The organism is Pseudarcicella hirudinis (assembly GCF_900115665.1).
GTDB classification, from domain to species: Bacteria; Bacteroidota; Bacteroidia; order Cytophagales; family Spirosomataceae; genus Pseudarcicella; species Pseudarcicella hirudinis.
The window spans coordinates 175,639-197,183 of sequence record NZ_FOXH01000008.1; the positions used below are offsets into that span (position 1 = coordinate 175,639).

The window sequence follows — 21,545 nt, forward strand, 5'->3', positions numbered from 1 at the left end:
AAAACTCTTTTTAATATTTACCTGTAAAATTATCAGGTTCCCGGAAATCATAAAGAAACCCCTCTTCTCCAGAACATAAAGTCATCCTGGCCTAATAGCATCGCTTTTGTCTGATATTCTCCTGAAGCCAGTCCGATAATATACTCTAAAACCTCTTCTCCCATCTGTTCTACTGTTTTCTCTCCGGAAATAATTCCGCCACAATCAATATCGATGATTTCAGGCAATTTTTCTGCCAGTTTGGTATTGGTTGACAACTTCACCATCGGAGAAACAGGATTTCCTGTCGGTGTTCCCAATCCGGTAGTAAAAAGCTGAATGGTAGCACCAGAACCGGCCATTCCTGTGGTTGCCAATACATCATTTCCAGGCGTACAAACCAGATTCAATCCTTTATGCGTAGCATATTGCCCATAACCTAAAGTATCTTCCACCGGAGAAGTCCCGGCTTTTTTGGCTGCACCTGCCGACTTGATAGCATCTGTAATTAAACCGTCTTTGATATTTCCCGGAGAAGGGTTCATGTCGAACCCGGCTCCTACAGCTTCAGCACGTCTGGCGTATTCAGTCATCAGATAACCAAATTTATCAGCAACCTCTGCAGTAACTGACCTGTTTTGCAATTCCTGCTCTACCCCGCATAATTCCGGAAACTCTGCAATCATTACCGTTCCGCCCAAAGCGACAATCAAATCTGCGGTATGGCCTATGGCCGGATTAGCAGAAATACCGGAAAAACCGTCAGAACCTCCGCATTTTACCCCTACTCTCAATTTGCTTAGCGGTGCAGGTTTGCGTTCATTTTTATCAATATCAATTAAACCTAAAAAGGTCTGACGAATTGCTTCTGAAAGCATGGCAGACTCACCGCTTCCCGTATCCTGCTGTTGCTCAAATACATATAAAGGTTTTTGAAAGTCCGCATCCTTTTCGCTGATAGCCTTTCTGAATAAATCCACCTGTGAATGCTGACAGCCCAGGCTCAGTACAGTCACTCCGGCAACATTGGGATTCACACAATATCCGGCTAAAAGTTTTACCAGATTTTCAGAGTCCTCACGATTTTCACCACAGCCACTTTCGTGAATCAAAAACTTGATACCATCGATATTTTTAAAAACTCTTTGCTGTTTGTAGTCAGATTTCTGTTGCTGAAACTGAAAAGATTTCAAAGCATCAATTCCGGCTCCTTTCTGGTATAATTCCAATAAAGTCGAAACCTGATCCCGATATACTTCCGGTTGCGCGTAACCCAGTTCTTTCAGGAAAGCATCTTTCAGAATATTGATATTTCTATTCTCACAAAAAACCAATGGTATCACCAGCCAATAGTTCTGCGTTCCTACCTGGCCATCTGCACGGTAATAACCATTAAAGGTTCTGTCTTTCCATTTTGAAACATCCGGCGCAGTCCAGGTATAATCCTTTAATTTACCTTTAAATGTATCAGAAGCGTGTTTGAGATTAAATGTATGTATCAGACCGCCTTTTGGAATATCCGACTGCGCTTTTCCCACCAGTACCCCGTACATAATAGCCTCTTCCCCTTTTTCCAAATGTGTAGTAGTGAACTTATGCTTGGCGGTAATGTCGTCCTGTAAAATAATGGTATCACCTTTAAAGTTAATTTCTTGCCCTTTTTTCAGATCAGTTAATGCAACTAAGAGGTTATCTTCAGGATTAATTTGTAAAAATAGTTGTTTCACAATGAATATGTATTTGGATATTATTAATTGGAATCTAATTACAGGATAAAGACAATTCGTAAAAATTAATACCCAAATTTAACCTAAAGATTTTGAAAAAAATCATAGACTGCCGGGTTGAATCTATTGCAAATGCAATGGATTGCACAAAATTACCTGCAAACGAAATTCAGTATTTCATTTACTACTGAACATTACAGCATAAGCAGGGAAATAAGCCATTACGATTTAGTGTTGGAACTCTCAGATAGACAGGCATTCAGCCATTTTCTTTTCTTTAATGGCTGAAATTATAGCAAATGAGACTTCAAATATGATTGCTGAGAAGACATTCAGGAGGTCAGGATGAGGCAATTGTCAATAAAAAAGCTGCCCGAACACAGGGTTTCGGACAGCTCTTAAAATTTATTGATTTCCTTATTTCACTTTTCTTTCGATCTCTTTCAGATTTTCCATCTTCTTATTTTTAAGGAATCCTGTAATATCTTCAAAATGCTCTCTGACACGTTTATTACCGAATTCAAACACTTTTGAAGCCAGTCCGTCAAGGAAATCCCTGTCGTGAGAAATCAGGATAATTGTTCCTTCGAAACTTCTCAGGGCATCTTTCAGAATGTCCTTGGTTTTTAGATCAAGGTGGTTGGTAGGTTCATCAAGGATTAAAAGGTTTACAGGTTCAAGCAATAACTTAATCATTGCCAGACGCGTTTTTTCTCCTCCTGACAATACTCTGACTTTCTTATTGATGCTCTCTCCGCTAAACATGAATGCGCCTAAAATATCTTTGATTTTAGTACGGACATCTCCTACAGCGATATTATCAATGGTTTGAAAAACCGTCAGATCTTCATCCAGCAGCGACGCCTGATTCTGGGCGAAATAGCCGATCATTGAATTATGACCAACTTTCAGTTCACCTTCGAAATCAATTTCTCCCATGATCGCTTTTACCAGGGTTGATTTCCCTTCTCCGTTTTTGCCGACAAAAGCCACTTTTTCACCACGCTCAATCGTCAGAGACGCATCTTCAAATACGAGATGATCACCGTAGCTTTTACTTACATTCTCTACAATGACCGGATAATTACCTGAACGGGGAGCCGGAGGAAACTTGATGTTTAAAGCTGAAGTATCTATTTCATCCACCTCAACTATTTCCAGTTTTTCCAGCATTTTTACCCTCGACTGCACCTGAAGGGTTTTAGAATAGGTTCCTTTAAAACGATCGATAAACTCCTGGGTTTCAGCAATCATTTTCTGCTGGTCGTTAAACTGCTTCTGCTGCTGCTCGTGACGTTCTTTTCTTAACTGTAGATATTGAGAATAGTTTACCTTATAGTCATAGATACGACCCATTGTTACCTCAATTGTACGATTGGTAATATTATCGACAAAAGCTCTGTCATGGGAAATCACAATTACAGCTTTGGCGCTATTCACTAAAAAATCTTCCAGCCATTGGATAGACTCAATATCCATATGGTTGGTTGGCTCATCAAGAAGAATCAGGTCCGGATTCTGTAATAAAATTTTCGCGAGTTCAATACGCATCCGCCAGCCTCCGCTGAATTCGCTGGTAGAACGAGTAAAATCTGAACGCAGGAAACCTAAACCCAGTAAGGTTTTTTCTACTTCCGCATCGTAATTGATTTCTTCAATTGAATAATATTTCTCACTGATTTCAGAAACCTTTTCAATGATGGCCATATACTCATCTGACTCATAGTCTGTACGCGTTTCAAGCTGGGTATTAAGCTCATCTATTTCAGCCTTCATACTTAACACCGAAGCAAAAGCCTTAGCTGTTTCCTCAAAAACAGTGGTGTTGTCTTCAGTAAGAAGATGCTGAGGTAAATAGGCAATTACAGCATCATTTGGCGCAGAAATTTTTCCCCTGGTAGGTTTATCTACCCCTGCTATAATCTTGAGTAAAGTGGACTTACCGGCTCCGTTTTTACCCATGAGCGCAATCCTGTCCTTATCATTGATGTTAAAAGTTACTTCACTAAAAAGAGTTCTTCCGTTGAACTCGACTGCTACGTTATCTACTGAAATCATGAGTTAAATTATATGAAGTGCAAAGATAAGGCTTTGGGAGATTATACAGAGGGGTTTCATGAAAGTAAAATTAAAATATGTGCCATTACCCGGTTATCAGGATCAGACAACATATTTAATTCATTTGTTTGATACCGTTTAAAAATCCTTCTTATCTTTCGTTCAGTATTAAAAACACTGAAGTGATAATTGGTAACAATTTAAAATCTGCAAAATCATGACCATTAAAGAAGCCAATCTCACCCTTAATGTAAAAGACATGGATCAATCTATCTCCTTTTACACCTCCATTGGTCTTACGGTAAAAAGTCGCTGGGGTAATTATTATGCGCAACTCGTTGCTCCCGGAATCCTTATCGGATTGCATCCGGCCAGTGAAACCAATCTGGCAGGTAATTCCGGAAATGCCTCCATCGGTTTTACTACCGATAATTTTGAAGAAGCAAAAGCTTTATTACAAAGCCTGTCGATTGAAACATCAGACAGAAATGAAGCAGGAGGTCAATTTATACATTTCAATGACCCGGACGGGACAGCGCTCTATTTTATAAAACCTAAATGGTAAATATCCCGGAACAATCAGGCGCAGCTATTTCTTAATTAAAACAGTGTTTTGAGAAAGTGTCCAAAACTTGTTTCATATTTGTGAAAGAATTCTTCAACCTTTCAGGCACATATGATCAGGTTTCCTGTTAAAAAGCTTTCATTTAGAACCTGGCTTCAGATAATCGGTATCTGGACATTCGTTTCTGTGAGTATGGGTACGCAAATGTACCTGAATTCCAAACAAGGAAATCCTGATGCTGTTTGGCTGAATTTTGTCCTGAAGCAACTCCCAACCTGGTTTTTATGTGCCATGTTGACGCCGGTAGTAATGTTTTTTTATGAAAAATTCCCACTGGATACACCTGAATGGAAATCGAATGCGATCAAACAAACTGCCACCGCTATTATTATTCTTGCCTTCTTTGCTCATCCGAGGTTATGGGCTATGTCCTATATTGTAAACCGTGACATTCGGAATATCTCCTCTGATGAATACCTGAATTTATACCTTTCACAGATGGCCTGGGACTGGGCTATTTATGTTTTCATTGTAGCAATTTTCTTTGCGGATAAGGCTAACCGAAAGAGAAAGGAAAATGAATTACGTAACAGGGAACTTGAAAATCAGCTTAATCTAGCACAATTGGATGCCTTAAAATGGCAATTAAATCCTCATTTTCTCTTTAATACACTCAATACTGTCAATTCTCTTATCCGTACGGAACAATATCCCCTTGCTATTCAGGCAAATGCAAGGCTGGGAGATTTTCTCAGAACTACACTTTATGCAGAACCCCGGCAATTTGTTTCCTTACAAAAGGAAATGGAATTTCTTGATCTTTATCTCAACATTGAATTTCTCAGATTCAGAGATCGTCTTAAAGTAAAAAAGGATATTTCCAGAGAAAGTCTTGACATAGAGGTACCTTATTTTATTTTACAACCGCTTGTCGAAAATGCCATTAAACACGGAATTGCCAAACAAATTGAGGCAAGTCTTTTATCAATCCGGACTTTCGTTGAATCTGATTATTTAACCCTGAATATTTATAACGAAGGAGAATTATTGCCTGAAAACTGGGAAATCAGCAAAAGTAAAGGAATAGGCTTGATGAATGTTTCAACCAGACTTGCCAAAACCTATGGTGAAAATCATACATTGGAGGTCTGTAATCATGAAAGCCTCAAAGGCGTTCTCGTTACTATGAAAATCCCGAGATAAAAACCTATGAAAAACAAATTAAAAGTTATCATTGCCGATGATGAACCTGAGGCAAGGCATTCTATTGAAGTTTTATTGTCGAAACAGGACGACATTGAAATTATCAGAACAGTCAATAATGGCCCGGAAGCATTAGAAGTTATTCTCAATCAAAAACCGGATCTGGTTTTTCTGGATATTCAGATGCCGGGAATGGACGGATTTGAAGTACTGGAAAAACTTCAGCATACCTTTATGCCCACTTTCATTTTTGTGACTGCATTCGATCGCTATGCCGTCAGGGCATTTGAAAAATCCGCTGTTGATTACCTGCTGAAACCTTATGATGATGAACGTTTTTACCAAAGTCTTGATAAAGCCCGAAACCTTATCGCGCTGAACAAAACCAGACAGCAAATCGAAAGGATTGAAGATTTATTGCAATCTATTCAGGCTCCGCAAACGCCGGAAACAGTTTATCAGGAAAGACTTCCGGTTAAAAATCATGGAAAAATCACCTTTTTGCCCGTCAACACAATTGTTTATTTAGAAGCCGAAGGCAATTTTGTCAAAATCTTTACAGAATCCGGGATGAAAATCTCAGGTTATACTTTCAAACAACTGGAACAACTGCTGAATCCTGTAAAATTTGTCAGAATCCATAAGTCTTTCATGGTAAACATCGACCAGATCGAATCCCTGGAGCCATATTTTCATGGGGATTATTCTGTTTCTATGAAAACAGGTGCACAGTTAAAAATGAGCAGAAATTTCAAAGATTCGCTGAAAACACTTTTTACCTGAGCTTAATTTACAGGTTTTCTTGTACCGGAAAAGTTTGCTACTTATTCCGGTCTCAGTCCTTTTCAACAGAAATTTATCGCTTCTTGGAATTTTCAGGGAAAAATGAAGCATTTGAGTATGTTTTCTTTGTGGTAGTCAAATTGAATTTACCCAAATCATACAATCACCTCCTCCATGAAAACAAGTGCTTTTATTATTTTTTTCCTGAGTACATTTTTATCTTTTTCCCAAACTGAAGTCTCTATTCCCTGGGCCATGTTTCATGGCTGTGAAAAACATTGCGGCATTTATCCTGCCAGAGAGTTCAGAAACTTTGGCAGCAGCAAGTGGAAATTCAGGACCGAAGGGAAAATCTTTTCATCTCCTGCCGTTTTTAACAATGTCGTATACATTGGCAGTGAGGACAAAAACTTATACGCCATCAATACGGATGATGGAAAACTGAAATGGAAATTCCCAACAGACGGAGCTGTTCATTCTTCTCCGGCAGTATTCAAAAACACTGTTTATTTTGGCAGTTTTAGCGGATATTATTATGCCTTAGATGCAGTGACAGGAAAAGAAAAGTGGAGATTTAAGACTGAAGGAGAAAAAAAATCAGGTGCAAAAGGCCTTTGGTCTCTGAAACCTGCCAACCTGTTCATGGAGGATTTATATGACTTTTTCCAGTCTTCACCCGTTATCAATATGGATGAAAACGACCTGACTTTATACTTCGGAAGTGCTGACGGACATCTTTATGCAGTAGATGCGGAAAACGGCAAACTGAAATGGAAATTTAAGACAAATGGAATAGTCAATTCCTCTCCTACGCTGTATCAGGGCAAGGTTTATATCGGCAGCTGGGATACTTATCTGTATGCCCTTGATGCTAAATCCGGAAAGGAAATCTGGAAGTTCAAAACAGGAGATCAGCCTGACATTCACCTTATGGAAGGCATACAGGCCTCCGCTGTAGCAGATGATGGTTTGATTTATCTTGGTGCAAGAGATGCAGGACTTTATGCACTGAATGCAGAAAACGGGCAGTTAGTCTGGAAAGCTTCCGGAGAAGGTTCGTGGTTTGTCGGTACACCTGCTGTAAAGGGCGGCGTGCTTTATATCGGAACATCAGATTCATATTTAATGCTGGCCTTAGACGCAAAAACAGGGCAGGAAAAATACAGATTTAAGACCAAAGGCTATAATTATTGTTCTCCCGCACTGGTAGGCTCTACCGCCTATTTTGGGGATTTTACCGGAAGAATGTACGCTTTGGACCTCAATTCAAAAGGAGATTCATGGCATTTCTTTGACACAGATTCAAGAAAAAAAACAGCAGCACAAATTCTGAATCATGAGGGAATACTCAGCTTTAAACATATTGCGAAAGATTTAGATCATTCCTTATTTTCAACTACGGAATATGTCATGAATCAGCTCTATACCCTTGGCCCGATTGTCTCCTCTCCTGCCATTAAGTCAGGCATTATTTACTTCGGCAGTGCAGACGGTTATCTGTATGCCGTAAATTTAACGGAAGAAGTACAGGCTATTCCTAAAACCAATCACAGCCACCACTAATACATTAACATTATAACAAAACTTCTGAATACAATGCAAGCATCAGATTTTCAACCTGATGCTTTTTTATTGGATCTGCCTGAAACAACAATCTGATAAAATCATAAATATTATTTGTATAGTCCTATTCAAACATTTATTAAAAAGAATAGGAATAAAATGCAGCAATTTTTAAGTTTGTCTTTTTTAAAGGTGATTATGTCAAATTCCACTGAGGCAAAACTTACAGATTCAATACTTTGGAATGCTTTCAGAGCGGGAGATGAAATTGCGTTTGGACAAATCGCCGAGCAATACTACCGGAATTTATTCAGTTACGGACTAAAGTTTTCCAAAGACCGGGAATTGGTAAAAGATTGTATTCAGGATCTGTTCATGGACCTTTGGTACAAAAGGGAAACCCTGGGTGATACGGAATTTGTAAAGTTTTACCTTTTCAAATCTTTAAGAAGAAAAATCCACAAAGAAATTCTCAAAAATCACTGGATCAGTGAAGAAGACGATCTGGTCTTTGAAGCTGAAAATATTGAAACAAGATCAGTTGAGCAGCAAATCATCGAACTGGAAACAAATGAATTCCAGATACAGCAATTAAAACTTCACCTTGACACTTTACCTAAAAGACAACAGGAAATCATCTACCTCCGCTTCTATGAAAATCTTGACAATGAAGCTATCGCAAATGTAATGTCTATCTCCCGTCAGGCGGTGGCAAACCTGCTATACCGTACAATCAGGGAGCTAAAAGACCGTCTCTAACCTTCCTTTTTCGGCAAAAAGTACTATTTGTTAAAAAAATATTATTTTTTTTGGTTATTCTGAAGTAAAAGCCGCCTATGTATTAATAAACGCTTTAGAAAGAATGAATCAATATCAGCATTATTGCCTTGAAGATTTCGTTTTGGATGCAAAATTCCAATCCTGGGTTCGCTATCAGCAAGCGAATGAGGAAGATTTCTGGCAATCTGTCATACATAATTATCCTAACCTTACTGAAGATATTAATGGAGCGAAAACATTTTTACGAAGTGTCTACAAACGTTATGAAACACAGCTAAGTGACAATGAACTGCAATTTGAAATCAGAAAGCTGGTAGAAAAGGCAAGGCAGGATAAAAATCTGACGCTTAAGGGAAAACCTGCTGTTCCGGAAACGAGCCATCCTTACTTCTTAAGAACCAAAAGTATAGTCTGGATGAGCAGAGCAGCGGTAGCAATGTTTATACTCGGACTCGGTCTTTGGTTCTGGAAGATTCGCCCTCAATCTGCTTATGATAAAATGACGGGAGGATTATCTCTTACTGAAAAATATAATGATACCTCTGAAAAACAATCCTTAACACTGAGTGACGGAACACTGATTGTATTGGAGCCAGGCAGCCGGATCAGCTATCCTCAAACATTCAGCGGAGACCGCAGGGAGGTTTATTTATCAGGAATAGCCTTTTTCAAAGTCAGCAAAGACGCCAAACATCCCTTTTTTGTATATGCCAGCGAACTGGTAACGAAAGTGCTTGGCACCAGTTTCATTATTAAGGCTATAGAAAAAGAAAAGGAATCTACCGTTGAAGTAAAAGAAGGAAAAGTTTCGGTTTTCAGAAATCCTGAAGTCCGGAATCCGGGAAATCTTCCGGGAAAAGTATCAGGTGGTCTGGTGCTGACAGCCAATCAAAAGATCGTATTTGAAAAGGAAAGTACGCAAATGACGAAGACTCTCAGTGATTCTCCAGAAATTGTCAGTTCATCAAAATTGAATCCTACATTCGAATATAAAAACACACCCGTTTCAGAGGTATTTTATTCCCTTGAAAATGCGTATCAGGTTGATATCATCTTTGATGAAGAATTGCTGAAGGATTGTCCGCTGACAGCTTCCCTGGACAATCAGACTCTTTATGAAAAACTATCAATTATCTGCGAAGCAATCGGCGCACAATATGAACTGCTGGACGGACAGATTGTGGTGCAGAGTAAAGGCTGTAAAAATTAAAACCAATTTGAAATAACTTAACCCTAAAATGTGCATGACAAAACCCCAACCCATTTAAACAAAAAAGGACGGCAATAGTACGAGTATTACCGACCTTCCTCTGAGTTTTTCCCGAAAAGTTTACCGAAATAAACAACATCCTTTGGCGAGGATGCAGGGAGTCGTTTTACCAAATTTTCACCTTAATAAAACATTTCAAAAGTATGGAAAAAAACATACGTTTCCAAGTATTTATCATAGCCATGCGAATTTCGCTTATTCAGATTCTTATTGCAGGCTGGTTTATTTCAGGTGCATATGCCATTGATGGCAATGCCCAGTCATTATTAAGCCAAAAAGTCACCCTCCGGATTCAGAAACAGGAGGTAGAACAATTATTGACCAGTATCGAAAAACAGGTAAATGCAAAATTTGTATTCAGTTCAAAGATTATACAATCCGACAAACGAATCAGCATCAGTGTCAGAGAAGAACCCCTTTACAAAGTACTAAATGAGGTGTTTACCGCTCAGAATCTAGATTATCGGGTCTCCGGGAACTTAATCATTATCAGTCGCCCTCCCACTAACACGCCTGGTTCGTCAGCCATTTCACCCTCAGGCGAATCAACTGAAAAAATCGCGGGTTACTCCGTTTCAGGAAAAGTTACAGATTCCAAAGGCGAAGCTCTGATTGGTACAACTATCCTCATCAATTATCAGAACAGAGGGCAGGTTGCAGATAAAGATGGTCATTTTACTTTCAACAATATTCCGGAAGGACAATATATACTTTCATTCAGCAGTGTAGGTTTCTCTTCTGCAAAAAAAGAAATAAGCATTAACGGAGGTGATGTTCAGGTAAATATGGTTTTACAGGAAGATAACCTGCAACTGGAACAGGTAATCGTTACTTCAAGCGGTTCACCGAAGAAGAAAATCGAATCCAGTGTGGCCATTTCTACAATCAGTGCGAAACAATTAAGCCAGAAACCGCCCTTGAACAGCACAGATTTGCTAAAAGCCATTCCGGGACTTTCTCCGGAAAGCAGCGGCGGTGATGGCCCCGGTAGCGTAAGGGTAAGAGGTTTACCTGCCGGAGGGTACATTTTCATGGGAGTAATGGAAGACGGATTACAGGTTCTTCCGACAGGTTTCAGTAATACACCTTCTTCAGATCAGTATTATAAAGTAGATCTGACTGTGAAAACAGTGGAAGCCGTAAGGGGTGGAAATGCCGCTATTATTCTGGCAAATACTCCGGGTGCCTTGATTAATGTTATTTCACAGACAGGTGGAGATGTGCTGGCCGGAAAAATTAAATTCACCCGCGGACTTTCACAAAATGCCAATCGGGTTGACTTTAACCTCGGCGGGCCTTTATCACAAAAAATGAAATTTAATATCGGTGGTTTTTATCGCATGGACGACGGAATCCGTCCGGCTTCTTATCGCTCAACCGAAGGAGGACAATTAAAACTCAATCTGACTTATAACCTGACGCCGAAAACCTATCTCAGGTTTTACGGAAAATATCTTAATGATAAAACCGGATGGTTATTACCTTCCTACTATAGTTATGACGGATCAGGACTTGGAGAAGCCTTACCAAATTTCGATTTATTGACACAAACACTGGCAACAAGAGATACAAAAGTTACCTTAAATGCTCCGAACGGACAAACCTACAATTTCAATCTGGCCGACGGGGTGAAAACAGAGCTAAGTTATGGAGGAATAGAATTTAACCATTTCTCTGAAAATGGCTGGAATATTAAAAACAACCTTCGTTATCAGAATGCAGATGCGGTCTTTAACGGTGGATTTATTTCAGCACCACAGGCATATTTAAGCACAGCGAAATATTATTACCTGGACGGGCAGCAATTAATTAATCCGACTGGTTATTATACCGGTCAGTCATTTGCAGGAAGTATTTCTTCCGACAAACAATTTATTGATAATCTTGACATCAATAAGCAATTTGGGAAGCACTCTATTACATTTGGTGCAGCTATTCATTCGTATCATAGTGAAATACTTTCACTTGGCGCTGCTTTTGCCACTGAAGTTACAGACAAACCACGCATACTTTTGGTCAATACCCCTGCAGGAACAGGTTTTTCCGGCACAAATATCAGCGGGTTCAGAAATGGAACAACCCTGACCAGCTCATTGCTTGCTTCGGATGAAATTAACCTGAATGACCTGACAATTGACCTGGGTTTCAGAGCAGACAGATTCGATATCAGCGGGAAAAGATTAATCAATGCTGCGCCGTATACAAATTATACACCATTTGATGAGAGCAATACTTATACTACTTCTTCTTTAGGATTAAATTATAAGGTAAATGAAAGAAATGCCATTTTCGGCCGTGCGACAAGCACCTACAGTGCTTTGAATATCACCGACTATTCCAACTTTGCTTTCAATCCGAGCGGCGTCAGAGATCGTTCGATATTTATGTCGGAAATCGGCTATAAAGTAAACCTGCCAAAGTTCTCCTTATTCAGTTCACTGATATATGCCAAACTGACCAATATTTCTTCTTCGATGAGTGTTCCTGATACCAAAGGTACTTTTATCGCGGTTCCTACTTTTGCTTCCAGTAAAAACATCAGTGCGGAAATTGAAGCGGTTTATTCTCCGCTTAAAAACCTGAATTTCAGAGTAACTGCAACTGTTCAAAACAGTAAATATGAAGATTATCAGGTAACTGCGCCAACTAATGCCAGAGAAGATTTAGCGGGAAAACCATTTATTTACAGCGGAAATAAGGCAGAACGTATTCCTGATTTATTGTATGAATTTTCAGTAAATTATTCTTACAGAATTTTCGACGTATTTGCCAGTATCAGACATGTCGGAAAACGCTGGAGTTCTCCAAGTAATGTATATCAGTTAGGTGCTTATGATGAATTTTCCCTTGGAATTGATGCCAGAGTGTCAAAATCTGTCGGCTTAAGAATCTGGGGAGATAATCTTCTCAATAGCAGAGGTTTAACCGAAGGCAACGTAAGAGGAGACCAGTTTCTTGCAAACGGTGATTTTGCAAAAGGCTCAATGCAAATCGGACGGATGATTCTTCCAAGAAGTCTCTGGGCCTCTTTCACTTACTCTTTCTAAATACCTGACCTTTTGCGTGGCTGCCGAAAATCGCAGTCACGCAAATCCTTCCGATGACCTTCATTATTAAAACTATTTATCAAAATGCGCTATCTCTGTTTACTTTTGATAATGGCCGGATGTTTTTCTACGCCCTTATCTGCTCAAAAAAACGATAAACCTGAAGTTTTGAAACGCCCTAAACTGGTAGTTGGGATCGTGGTAGATCAGATGCGGTATGATTACCTGTATAGGTATTATAACAAATATTCCGAAAGAGGTTTCAAGCGACTCATCCATGATGGATTCAATTGCAGAAACAATCATTATCATTACGCTCTTACTATTACTGCCGCAGGACATGCTTCAATCTATACCGGTTCAGCCCCTTCGGTTCATGGAATTATCGGGAATGACTGGTATGATAAAAAACTTGGAAAGAAAATGTATTGTGTAGCAGATACAGCTGTACAGACTATCGGTTCTTCCAATATCTCTGCCGGAAAAATGTCACCGAAAAACCTGAAGGTCAGCACTATTACTGATCAGTTACGTATTGGCACTTCCTTTCAGTCTAAAGTAATAGGAATCGCTTTGAAAGACCGGGGAGCAATTCTTCCGGCCGGACATACGGCTAATGCGGCCTATTGGTTTGATGGTAAAACCGGAAACTGGATTACCAGCAGTTTTTACAGAAATGATTTACCGCAATGGCTCTCAGATTATAACAACAGAAAAAGACCTGCGGAATTGTTAAGTTCGGGATGGAAAACGCTTTTACCCGTTGAACAATACACCGAAAGTACAATTGATGCCAAGGATTATGAATTTAAGTTCCCGGGAGCTGCAAAACCGGTATTTCCTTATGACCTTGCCGGGGTGGCCGGAGATGCTTACGGAATTTTATCAAGTACTCCGCATGGAAATACCCTCACCAAAGAAGTTGCCATTGAAGCAATAAAAAATGAAGGGCTGGGAAAAGGGAATTCCTGCGATTTTTTAGCCATAAGCTTTTCAGCACCCGATTATGTGGGACATGCTTTCGGGCCAACTTCTGTTGAACAGGAGGACTGTTATCTTAAATTGGATATAGATATGGCCGAAATTCTTGAGCATTTAGACAAAACACTGGGAAAAGGGAATTATCTCGTATTTCTCACGGCAGATCATGGTGTGATGGACGTAACAGACTGGTGGAATGAAAATCACCTTCCGGCAGGAAGAATGAATATTCCGGGTATGATGACAGGCGTAAAAAAAGCGCTGAAAGATCGTTTTGGAGATGGAGAATTTATTACAGCTTCAGAAAATTTTCAATTGTACCTTAATATGAACCTTCTGAATGCTAAAAACATCAAAATTGAAGAAGTACACAAGGTAGTCAGAAATGCAATGCTTGATTTTGAGGGTATTGCAGAAGTCCTTAACCTTCATGATCTTGCTCATGCCAATCTGAACGATTATTTACTGACTCTTTACAAAAATGTCAATCATAGTAAACGAAGCGGAGATCTTCAACTGGTGGGTGAACCCGGATGGATGGCAGGGCCCATTGCAGCAAATCATGGTACGCCTTATAACAACGATACCCATGTACCCTTGTTATTTTATGGCTGGGGTATAAAATCCGGTGAAACATTCAGAAGAACTGCGGTAGCCGATACCGCTCCGACAATCGCAGCCTTGCTAAGTATTCTGGAACCAAATGGAAATATCGGGGAGGTTATAGAAGAAATATTCAGGAAATAATAAGATTTTAACCACTATCTGAAACTATTGAGTATAACAGATTTATGATAAACCGCCGGAAACGACGGAAGGTATGCAAAAAATCCGGGCTTGATTATCTATCGTTCATGAGAACACAAATGATGGATAATCAGGCCCGGAATGCGTAAGTTCAATCTACAACTCAAAAATTTTATCCATCAGCATCCACTTTTCACCTTCTCTGGCTAACGGAAGAGCCTGCTGGTATTTCCACATCAGGTTTTCCCATTCCTGTACTTTCGGATTATTTTTGTCCATTTCTCCCTTCTGTTCAAAGCTGAAATGCTCATTAACTTCCATAATCATAAACAGACGGTTACCAAGTCTGTAAATCTGCATTACTTCAACTCCTGCATCAGTAATCGATTTCAGTATTTCAGGCCAGACGTTTTTATGATAAGCCTCATATTCAGCAATCAGCTCCGGATCATCAACAAGATCCAATGCCAGACAATATCTTTTCATTCAATTATGCGTTTTCGACTTTAGAACCTTTTAATGCAAAATAAACCACATATACAAAACAAACTAAAGGTACACATAAAGCCGCCTGTGGTCCGATTTTGAACAATGAAGCTGTGATCGGAGGAATAATTGCCCCGCCAACGATCGACATAATTATTAATGAAGAAGCCAGTTTAGATTCTGCACCAAGGTCTTTACAGGATAAAGCAAAGATTGTCGGGAACATGATTGACTGACAGAAATAAATCAGACTTATCGCAATTACAGCAACAATACCTCCGGTAAACATGGCTGTTAAAACCATTAAAACCGCCCCGATTGTATAATATGCCAGTACCAGATTTGCTTTGATTCTTGCCATAAACCAGGTTCCGACGAATCGACCCAACATGAACAATACCAAGGCAAATGAAGCGTGGAAACTTGCAATCTGCGTAGGAGTCATAGTATCATTCAGACGATACAACCATTCAACAATAGCCAAATGCTGATTTCTGGCAAAATCCAGCTTTAAATCAACAAAATTACCCCAAAGGGATACTTGCGCCCCAACGTTACAGAACTGGGCGATAATTCCAAGTACAAGGTGTTTATGACGAAGCAATCCTCTTATTGTGATATTTTTAGAAGACTTTTCTTCTTTCAAACCTACCTCAGGCATTTTTGTCATGGCAAAAAGGAAGGCTACAAATAATACTACTCCGCCAATAATCAGATAAGGTACCTGTACAGAATGAGCTTGTGAGATGCGTACCGCTTCCGCTTCGGCAGATGGCATGGCATTGAGCATGTCTTTGGTATATTCTTTCTTCGAAAAAATAAAAAGTCCCCCGATAATCGGTCCGAGGATGGTACTGATTCCATTGAAGGATTGTGAGAAATTAAGACGCCATTCTCCTTTTTGAGGATCTCCCAAAACTGTTACATAAAGATTGGCAGCCGTTTCAAGGAAAGCAATTCCGCTGGCAATCATAAACAATGCAAAAAGGAAAAAGCCGTAAACTCTTACTTCAGCTGCCGGATAGAATAAGAATGCGCCGCCGGCATACATCAGAAGTCCCACAAGAATACCCCATTTATAGCCCAGTTTTCTCATCACATATCCTGCCGGAAGTGCCATCAGGAAATAACCCAGGTAAAAGGCCGTTTCCACGATATTTGCCTGCCAGCGATGTAAATCAAGCGCAGTCTGAAATTGTTTTACAAGAGTTCCGTTTAAACTGTTTGCCAAACCCCATAAAAAGAATAAGCTGGTTACAAGTGCAAAAGGTACGAGGTAATTTGTTTTTTCTCCGGAAGCTGAGATAATCTGCACTTCAGAACTATCGGTTGGTAATGCCATTTATCTGATTTTTATTTTGATTATTTATAGTACAAAGAGAAACAATTATTGATTTATACTCTACATAATTTCAAAAAATTCTGCAAAAAATTATAGTTTTCGCAAAGCTGGCCTTTATCAGCAGCCTGAGTTCCTGTCTTTCAGGTCACTCCCTGAGCATTGTTTTATTCATTTTTATCCGGTTTTTCTGAAAACTTCAGATTTCCTCCAAAGTCATGATCTAGCTTTGAAGTATAAATCGTCTTTCTCAACAATTCCCCTTTTCGTCGAATTATTGTGGCTAACGGTATAATATAGCATAGCAAAGTGAAAGAAATACTGTTGGTTTGTAAGATAATCAGTTATACAATCCCGGTAGCGCTTTTAAATTTCAAATAATCAGAGTTCCGAAAAGGAAAAAGGGATTACCTTATAACAGCATTTATTCCAATATGAAGAAAATAATTTTTATCCTGTTTTTTATCAGTATTCAGTTTGCCAAGGCCCAAACACCTTCGGAAAGTCCTAATAAGCCTCCGGTGGTTCCCATGCCCAAAGGCAATTCTAAAATTTCCGGCTATGTAATTGACTCAGCTGCTACCAAAGCGGTTGAATTTGCCAACATTGCTCTTTTCAGCAAAATCACCAATAAACCGGTTGACGGAACTGTGGCTGATGAAAAAGGAGCTTTTTCACTTAACAGAATCGCAGCGGGAGATTATAAAATTCTTATTTCATTTATCGGTTTTTCACAAAAAACCATAGATAATGTCAGAATTGAAAAAGGAAAAGATCTTGACCTTGGTATCATAAAACTTGCTTCTACTTTTAAACAGCTTGATGAAGTAACTGTAACTGCTCAGAAAGCGGTTATTGAAGAAAAAGTGGATCGGTTGGTTTATAATGCAGAAAGAGACATTTCCTCAAAAGGTGGAGATGCTTCAGATGTATTGAAAAAAGTACCGATGCTTTCTGTGGATCTGAACGGCAATTTATCATTGCAGGGAAATTCAAACATTCTGGTATTAATCAATAACAAACCATCTTCTATCATGGCCGGAAGTATTGCTGATGCCTTAAAGCAGATTCCGGCAGATATGATTAAGTCTATCGAGGTTATCACCTCTCCTTCTGCAAAATATGATGCTGAAGGAGCCGGAGGTATTGTCAATATTATTACCAAAAAGAATACTTTACAGGGCTTGAATCTGAACGTGGACGGAGGTTTGGGAAACCGTTCTTCTACTTTCGGACTAAACGGAAACTATCGTAAGGGGAAATTGGGCTTTAATGTTGGCGGAAACGGCCGATTCATTTATAACAAGGCTTTTACAGACCTGGAACAAAGTACAGAACTGAATGGAAATACCATCAGAACAAGTCAGAAAGCAGATGCTTTCGATCATGGTTTTTTCGGACAATATTCTTTCGGTTTTGATTACGATATTGCCAAAAATCAATCGCTGACAGGGAATGCCCGTTTTGGCATCAGAAATTTTAACCGTGACCAGAATCAGACTACTTATCTGTACACAAATGATGTAGAAAGTTCTGCATCCAAAAGAGATGTTTACAGCAAAGACTTATCAAATTCTGTTGATTTGAACATCGACTATGTAAGAACGTTCAAACCGCAGCAGGAATGGACTATTTCTACCCAATATTCTCAAAATAACCTGACTAATAACTTCGATGCCAATATCCTGAATCAGGGCGGAGATTTAACAGGTCGTCAGCGGAACATTAACCTGAATACCAATAAGGAATTTACTTTACAAACTGATTATACTACCCCGATCAATGAGCATCAATCACTTGAATTCGGAGCAAAAGGGATTTTCAGACAGGTAAACAGTAATTATCAATATTTACTTTCAGCGCCAGGTTCAGATTATGTGATTGATCCGAAACGCCCTACAGGATTTTTGGATTATGCGCAGAATATCGGAGCAGGATATTTGTCATATACTCTTCAGACAAGCAATAATTACACTTTCAAGGTAGGCTCAAGGTATGAATACACTCATATCAAAGCCAATACCGGAGAAAGCAAAATTGACATTCCTGCTTATGGTTTTCTTGTACCGAGTGTTAATATTTCCAAAAAAACGGGAGAATCTTCAACCCTGAAACTTTCATATAACCGAAGAATTCAAAGACCGGGTCTGCAACAGCTGAACCCGAACTTCAATGCGGCAAACCCTCAGAATATTACCAAAGGTAATCCGAATCTAAAACCGGAAATTACCGATAAAGTAGAATTAGGATACAGTACTTACATCAAGAAAACATACCTTAGTTTAACACTTTTCAGTCGTCTTAACAGGGATGACATTCAACAGATGAGCCAGCGTTCGGATACTGTGGCCGGGGCTGTCATTACAACTTTCCAAAACATCGGAAAAGAGGATAATTATGGTACAAATTTGTATGCAACTATCAATATTACGCCAAAATGGAGTGTAAGTGCCAATTTTGATGCCATGTACCGATACATAGAAGGTCTTGCACCGGACCTTGAAGGAAAGTCTATCACTGTCAGCAATACGGGCTGGAGTTTCGGTGGTCGTCTCGACTCACAGGCACAATTAGGCAATGGCTGGGCGGTTCAGGGTAATTTTGGAACCAGAGGAAAAAGAGTTCAGCTGCAAGGAAGCCAGACTGGTTTTATTATGTATTCTCTTGGTTTCAGAAAAGAATTTAACCAGAAAAAAGGGACACTTGGCCTGGCTGCTGAAAACTTCCTGACAAACGGAATGTCTTTCAATTCTGAATTAAATTCTGTTCAGTTTAAGCAAATCTATAACCAGCAGATTTATAACTCTACCATTAAGCTGACATTCAGTTACAAAATCGGGAAAATGAGTGTTTCTGAGAAGAAGAAAAAATCTGCCAGAGGCGAAGAAGAATCTGAATAAAAAAAGAGGTGTTGTTACGAAATTGTAACAACACCTCTTTTTCTGCAACTGAAACTATCTTAATTTCTTTAGTGCCTGCGACAACTCATAAGCCTCTTTTATCGCCAGTTTATCCTTATCAGACAACTCAATAATATCAGTCGCTTTATCTCCCACAAACCACATTCTTATTTCAGCATCATAATTTTTTGCAATCGCCGTGATGATCTCATCAATTTTGCGTTTAAAATGGTTCTTTTCAACCACTCCATCTGATAAAGCCTCAGTGTAATGGTCATCACTGTAAGATTCAAGCTCAGAGGTTTCATACATTTTATCTCCGATTTTAAGCCTGACTTTTTTGTGAAAAATCCAATCCGCGCCAAACCAGTTACTTTCCAGATAAATAAAGCCCTTATCATTCACATGGACCAATAAGCTCTTCTGCTTGTCAGCGTCTTCCTGGTTCAAATGATTATACCAGCCTACATTACTTAACTGTTCTTTTTCAAACGAGAAATTAGACAAAAGTCTCTCGAGGGTTTTTCCGGCTTCAATTTTCTCTTCCTGAGCAAGCACTGGCTTTCCAGGCTTATTTGCATTGGGTGTTTCAACTACTGAGTCAGGAATGACGCTCACTTCATTCTTTAAAGTATCGTCATCAAAGTATCCGGAAAAAAACAGGACAACCGGAGTGACAGCAGCAATAAAAACGATGAACAATAAAATTAATTTTACCCCGGAACCTGAGTTCTCCCTCGGACTCTCCGACTTTACCGGTGGTTCTTCAGATAATTTATCAAGAATTTTTTCAGTCATTTAGGTATTTAGTATATCAGTGTGTTTAATCTTTTGTGCTCAATTGTTTCGGGAAAATCCCTGATAAATACCCATACAATCCATCAATTCCGAAACATACATTTCAGAAATCATTATTTCGTTTTTAATAATCATTGAAGAGCTAACCCGGATTTCAACAAGTCAAAATACAGTCTTTCAATAATAATTTCAACATTTTAAGGAGCAGGAATATTCAGATTTGCCAATAGGCTTCCCCGGAAACATACTATGCTCCGGAAGATTTTTAAGGGAGGGTAGGGTAAATATGACGCATTGGAACATAGTTTCCTTAAGAGTGGCTAAAGTTGAATATACGTTATAAATGTACAAACTTTACTCATTGAAAAAAATGAACCGGATAATATTTGAACTAAATTCTCAATAAAATGCTAAAATAGTTCAATCAGATCTCTGATTTTAACGAGTCTAATTGGTTTTATCCAAAATGACGCTGTTACTGTCTTTCGGTAAGATATATTTCTTATAATACCATTTATTCATTGAATTACCTTCATTATCGAAAATTGAATCCTCCGACTGGTAGGCATCCCGTTCTTTTCTGGAAATGAAATAATTGGTTGCTACCAGATATCTGGTTCCTTCAGGAGCCTCATCTTTATAAAACTCCAGTTGGATTGTCTTTCCATCTTCAAGCCAATAAAGGAGAGCCATATCATCCTTTATATTTTCACAGAATTGTTTACCATACTTTTTCAGGTAAACGGCTTTAAGCACTGCAAATGCATTAAGCACATTTTTTTTGTAAATAGCCGGCTGAGAGTGCTTCAATGAAACTTTCAGTAAGGAATCATTATGATAAACCGGAAGCACTGTAAATCTTGCATTTTTCAGGCCCGGAATATCAAACATGCAATTGATTTCTTTTATCCCCGAAACTTTCTTTTGTTTTTTCAGAATCTGAGTATGTGCGTCAAAATCATCCCGGTACTGGCCCAAAACATAGCCCAAAATAACTTCTTTATTTTGGGGTTCTTTTATGGTCGAGTCGTTTTGAATCAGGGTCTGACAATCTATCTGTATTTCCTTTTTTTTCTCTTTGCAGGAAATTAAAAAACAAAATATCAAGAGTAAGGGCAACTTTAAAAAAAATCTACTCATCAAGAATTCTTATATTTAAGCGAAAAATAGCAAGCATTACAAAAATAATAACCTGACTGTAATTTATTTCTAAAGAACAGTAATTTATACTCTTTTGTTATTATTTTTTTGAAAAAAAAGCTATTTACCCCAAAATAATTTCTTGTGGCTCAGTATGTCGTATTTTAAAAGAAAAGTCC

At 38.9% G+C, this 21,545-nt stretch carries 15 protein-coding genes; 9 read left to right on the forward strand and 6 right to left on the reverse strand.

Annotated features, from left to right (window positions below; translation table 11 throughout):
* Positions 1 to 47: 47 nt before the first annotated feature.
* Complete coding sequence (locus BM179_RS15115) at positions 48 to 1,706, reverse strand: UxaA family hydrolase (RefSeq protein ID WP_092017985.1); 1,659 nt, start codon at positions 1,704 to 1,706, stop codon at positions 48 to 50.
* 417 nt (positions 1,707 to 2,123) lie between these two features.
* Entirely contained in the window at positions 2,124 to 3,764 is a 1,641-nt protein-coding gene (locus BM179_RS15120; RefSeq protein ID WP_092017986.1) for an ABC-F family ATP-binding cassette domain-containing protein, read from the reverse strand.
* Positions 3,765 to 3,981: 217 nt separating this feature from the next.
* On the opposite strand from BM179_RS15120, the gene BM179_RS15125 reads away from it, so the two are divergent.
* The 8 genes from BM179_RS15125 (at position 3,982) to pafA (ending at position 14,703) form a co-directional block, all read left to right on the forward strand.
* Positions 3,982 to 4,329: a VOC family protein gene (locus tag BM179_RS15125; RefSeq protein WP_092017987.1), complete on the forward strand. Its 348-nt coding sequence runs from the start codon at positions 3,982 to 3,984 to the stop codon at positions 4,327 to 4,329.
* Between the two features lie 111 nt (positions 4,330 to 4,440).
* Positions 4,441 to 5,532 carry a sensor histidine kinase gene (locus tag BM179_RS15130; RefSeq protein WP_092017988.1) on the forward strand — a complete coding sequence of 364 codons (1,092 nt, stop codon included), beginning with the start codon at positions 4,441 to 4,443 and terminating at the stop codon, positions 5,530 to 5,532.
* A 6-nt stretch (positions 5,533 to 5,538) separates the two neighbouring features.
* Positions 5,539 to 6,315 (forward strand): LytR/AlgR family response regulator transcription factor, encoded by a 777-nt coding sequence (locus tag BM179_RS15135; RefSeq protein WP_092017989.1) that lies wholly within the window; start codon positions 5,539 to 5,541, stop codon positions 6,313 to 6,315.
* 174 nt (positions 6,316 to 6,489) lie between these two features.
* Entirely contained in the window at positions 6,490 to 7,878 is a 1,389-nt protein-coding gene (locus BM179_RS15140) for a PQQ-binding-like beta-propeller repeat protein (RefSeq protein ID WP_092017990.1), read from the forward strand.
* A 159-nt stretch (positions 7,879 to 8,037) separates the two neighbouring features.
* On the forward strand, positions 8,038 to 8,637 hold the full coding sequence (locus tag BM179_RS15145; RefSeq protein ID WP_229632958.1) for an RNA polymerase sigma factor: 600 nt from the start codon (positions 8,038 to 8,040) through the stop codon (positions 8,635 to 8,637).
* A 103-nt stretch (positions 8,638 to 8,740) separates the two neighbouring features.
* Positions 8,741 to 9,868, forward strand: coding sequence for a FecR family protein (locus BM179_RS15150; protein WP_092017991.1), 1,128 nt, complete (start codon positions 8,741 to 8,743; stop codon positions 9,866 to 9,868).
* 203 nt (positions 9,869 to 10,071) lie between these two features.
* Complete coding sequence (locus tag BM179_RS15155) at positions 10,072 to 12,975, forward strand: carboxypeptidase-like regulatory domain-containing protein (protein ID WP_092017992.1); 2,904 nt, start codon at positions 10,072 to 10,074, stop codon at positions 12,973 to 12,975.
* Positions 12,976 to 13,059: 84 nt separating this feature from the next.
* Positions 13,060 to 14,703 (forward strand): alkaline phosphatase PafA, encoded by a 1,644-nt coding sequence (gene pafA / locus BM179_RS15160; protein ID WP_177219419.1) that lies wholly within the window; start codon positions 13,060 to 13,062, stop codon positions 14,701 to 14,703.
* Between the two features lie 156 nt (positions 14,704 to 14,859).
* On the opposite strand, the gene BM179_RS15165 is transcribed toward pafA, so the two are convergent.
* Together BM179_RS15165 and fucP are read right to left on the reverse strand one after the other, a co-directional pair.
* Complete coding sequence (locus tag BM179_RS15165; RefSeq protein WP_092017994.1) at positions 14,860 to 15,189, reverse strand: L-rhamnose mutarotase; 330 nt, start codon at positions 15,187 to 15,189, stop codon at positions 14,860 to 14,862.
* A gap of 4 nt (positions 15,190 to 15,193) precedes the next feature.
* Positions 15,194 to 16,531 carry an L-fucose:H+ symporter permease gene (fucP, locus tag BM179_RS15170; RefSeq protein WP_092017995.1) on the reverse strand — a complete coding sequence of 446 codons (1,338 nt, stop codon included), beginning with the start codon at positions 16,529 to 16,531 and terminating at the stop codon, positions 15,194 to 15,196.
* Between the two features lie 431 nt (positions 16,532 to 16,962).
* Between fucP and BM179_RS15175 the strand changes: the two genes are divergently transcribed.
* On the forward strand, positions 16,963 to 19,428 hold the full coding sequence (locus BM179_RS15175; protein ID WP_092017996.1) for a TonB-dependent receptor: 2,466 nt from the start codon (positions 16,963 to 16,965) through the stop codon (positions 19,426 to 19,428).
* A gap of 54 nt (positions 19,429 to 19,482) precedes the next feature.
* On the opposite strand, the gene BM179_RS15180 is transcribed toward BM179_RS15175, so the two are convergent.
* Together BM179_RS15180 and BM179_RS15185 are read right to left on the reverse strand one after the other, a co-directional pair.
* The gene (locus tag BM179_RS15180; protein WP_092017997.1) at positions 19,483 to 20,226 is read right to left on the reverse strand and encodes a hypothetical protein; all 744 of its coding nucleotides are present in this window, start codon (positions 20,224 to 20,226) and stop codon (positions 19,483 to 19,485) included.
* 447 nt (positions 20,227 to 20,673) lie between these two features.
* Positions 20,674 to 21,333 carry a hypothetical protein gene (locus BM179_RS15185; RefSeq protein WP_092017998.1) on the reverse strand — a complete coding sequence of 220 codons (660 nt, stop codon included), beginning with the start codon at positions 21,331 to 21,333 and terminating at the stop codon, positions 20,674 to 20,676.
* Positions 21,334 to 21,545: the final 212 nt, after the last annotated feature.

Bases quoted from the DNA above. Each gene is read 5' to 3' on its own strand.
- BM179_RS15120 (WP_092017986.1), bottom strand. From the start codon at position 3,764: ATGATTTCAGTAGATAACGTAGCAGTCGAGTTCAACGGAAGAACTCTT.
- BM179_RS15140 (WP_092017990.1), top strand. From the start codon at position 6,490: ATGAAAACAAGTGCTTTTATTATTTTTTTCCTGAGTACATTTTTATCT.
- BM179_RS15125 (WP_092017987.1), top strand. From the start codon at position 3,982: ATGACCATTAAAGAAGCCAATCTCACCCTTAATGTAAAAGACATGGAT.
- BM179_RS15155 (WP_092017992.1), top strand. From the start codon at position 10,072: ATGGAAAAAAACATACGTTTCCAAGTATTTATCATAGCCATGCGAATT.
- BM179_RS15135 (WP_092017989.1), top strand. From the start codon at position 5,539: ATGAAAAACAAATTAAAAGTTATCATTGCCGATGATGAACCTGAGGCA.
- pafA (WP_177219419.1), top strand. From the start codon at position 13,060: ATGCGCTATCTCTGTTTACTTTTGATAATGGCCGGATGTTTTTCTACG.
- fucP (WP_092017995.1), bottom strand. From the start codon at position 16,531: ATGGCATTACCAACCGATAGTTCTGAAGTGCAGATTATCTCAGCTTCC.
- BM179_RS15130 (WP_092017988.1), top strand. From the start codon at position 4,441: ATGATCAGGTTTCCTGTTAAAAAGCTTTCATTTAGAACCTGGCTTCAG.
- BM179_RS15150 (WP_092017991.1), top strand. From the start codon at position 8,741: ATGAATCAATATCAGCATTATTGCCTTGAAGATTTCGTTTTGGATGCA.
- BM179_RS15145 (WP_229632958.1), top strand. From the start codon at position 8,038: ATGCAGCAATTTTTAAGTTTGTCTTTTTTAAAGGTGATTATGTCAAAT.
- BM179_RS15165 (WP_092017994.1), bottom strand. From the start codon at position 15,189: ATGAAAAGATATTGTCTGGCATTGGATCTTGTTGATGATCCGGAGCTG.
- BM179_RS15180 (WP_092017997.1), bottom strand. From the start codon at position 20,226: ATGACTGAAAAAATTCTTGATAAATTATCTGAAGAACCACCGGTAAAG.
- BM179_RS15175 (WP_092017996.1), top strand. From the start codon at position 16,963: ATGAAGAAAATAATTTTTATCCTGTTTTTTATCAGTATTCAGTTTGCC.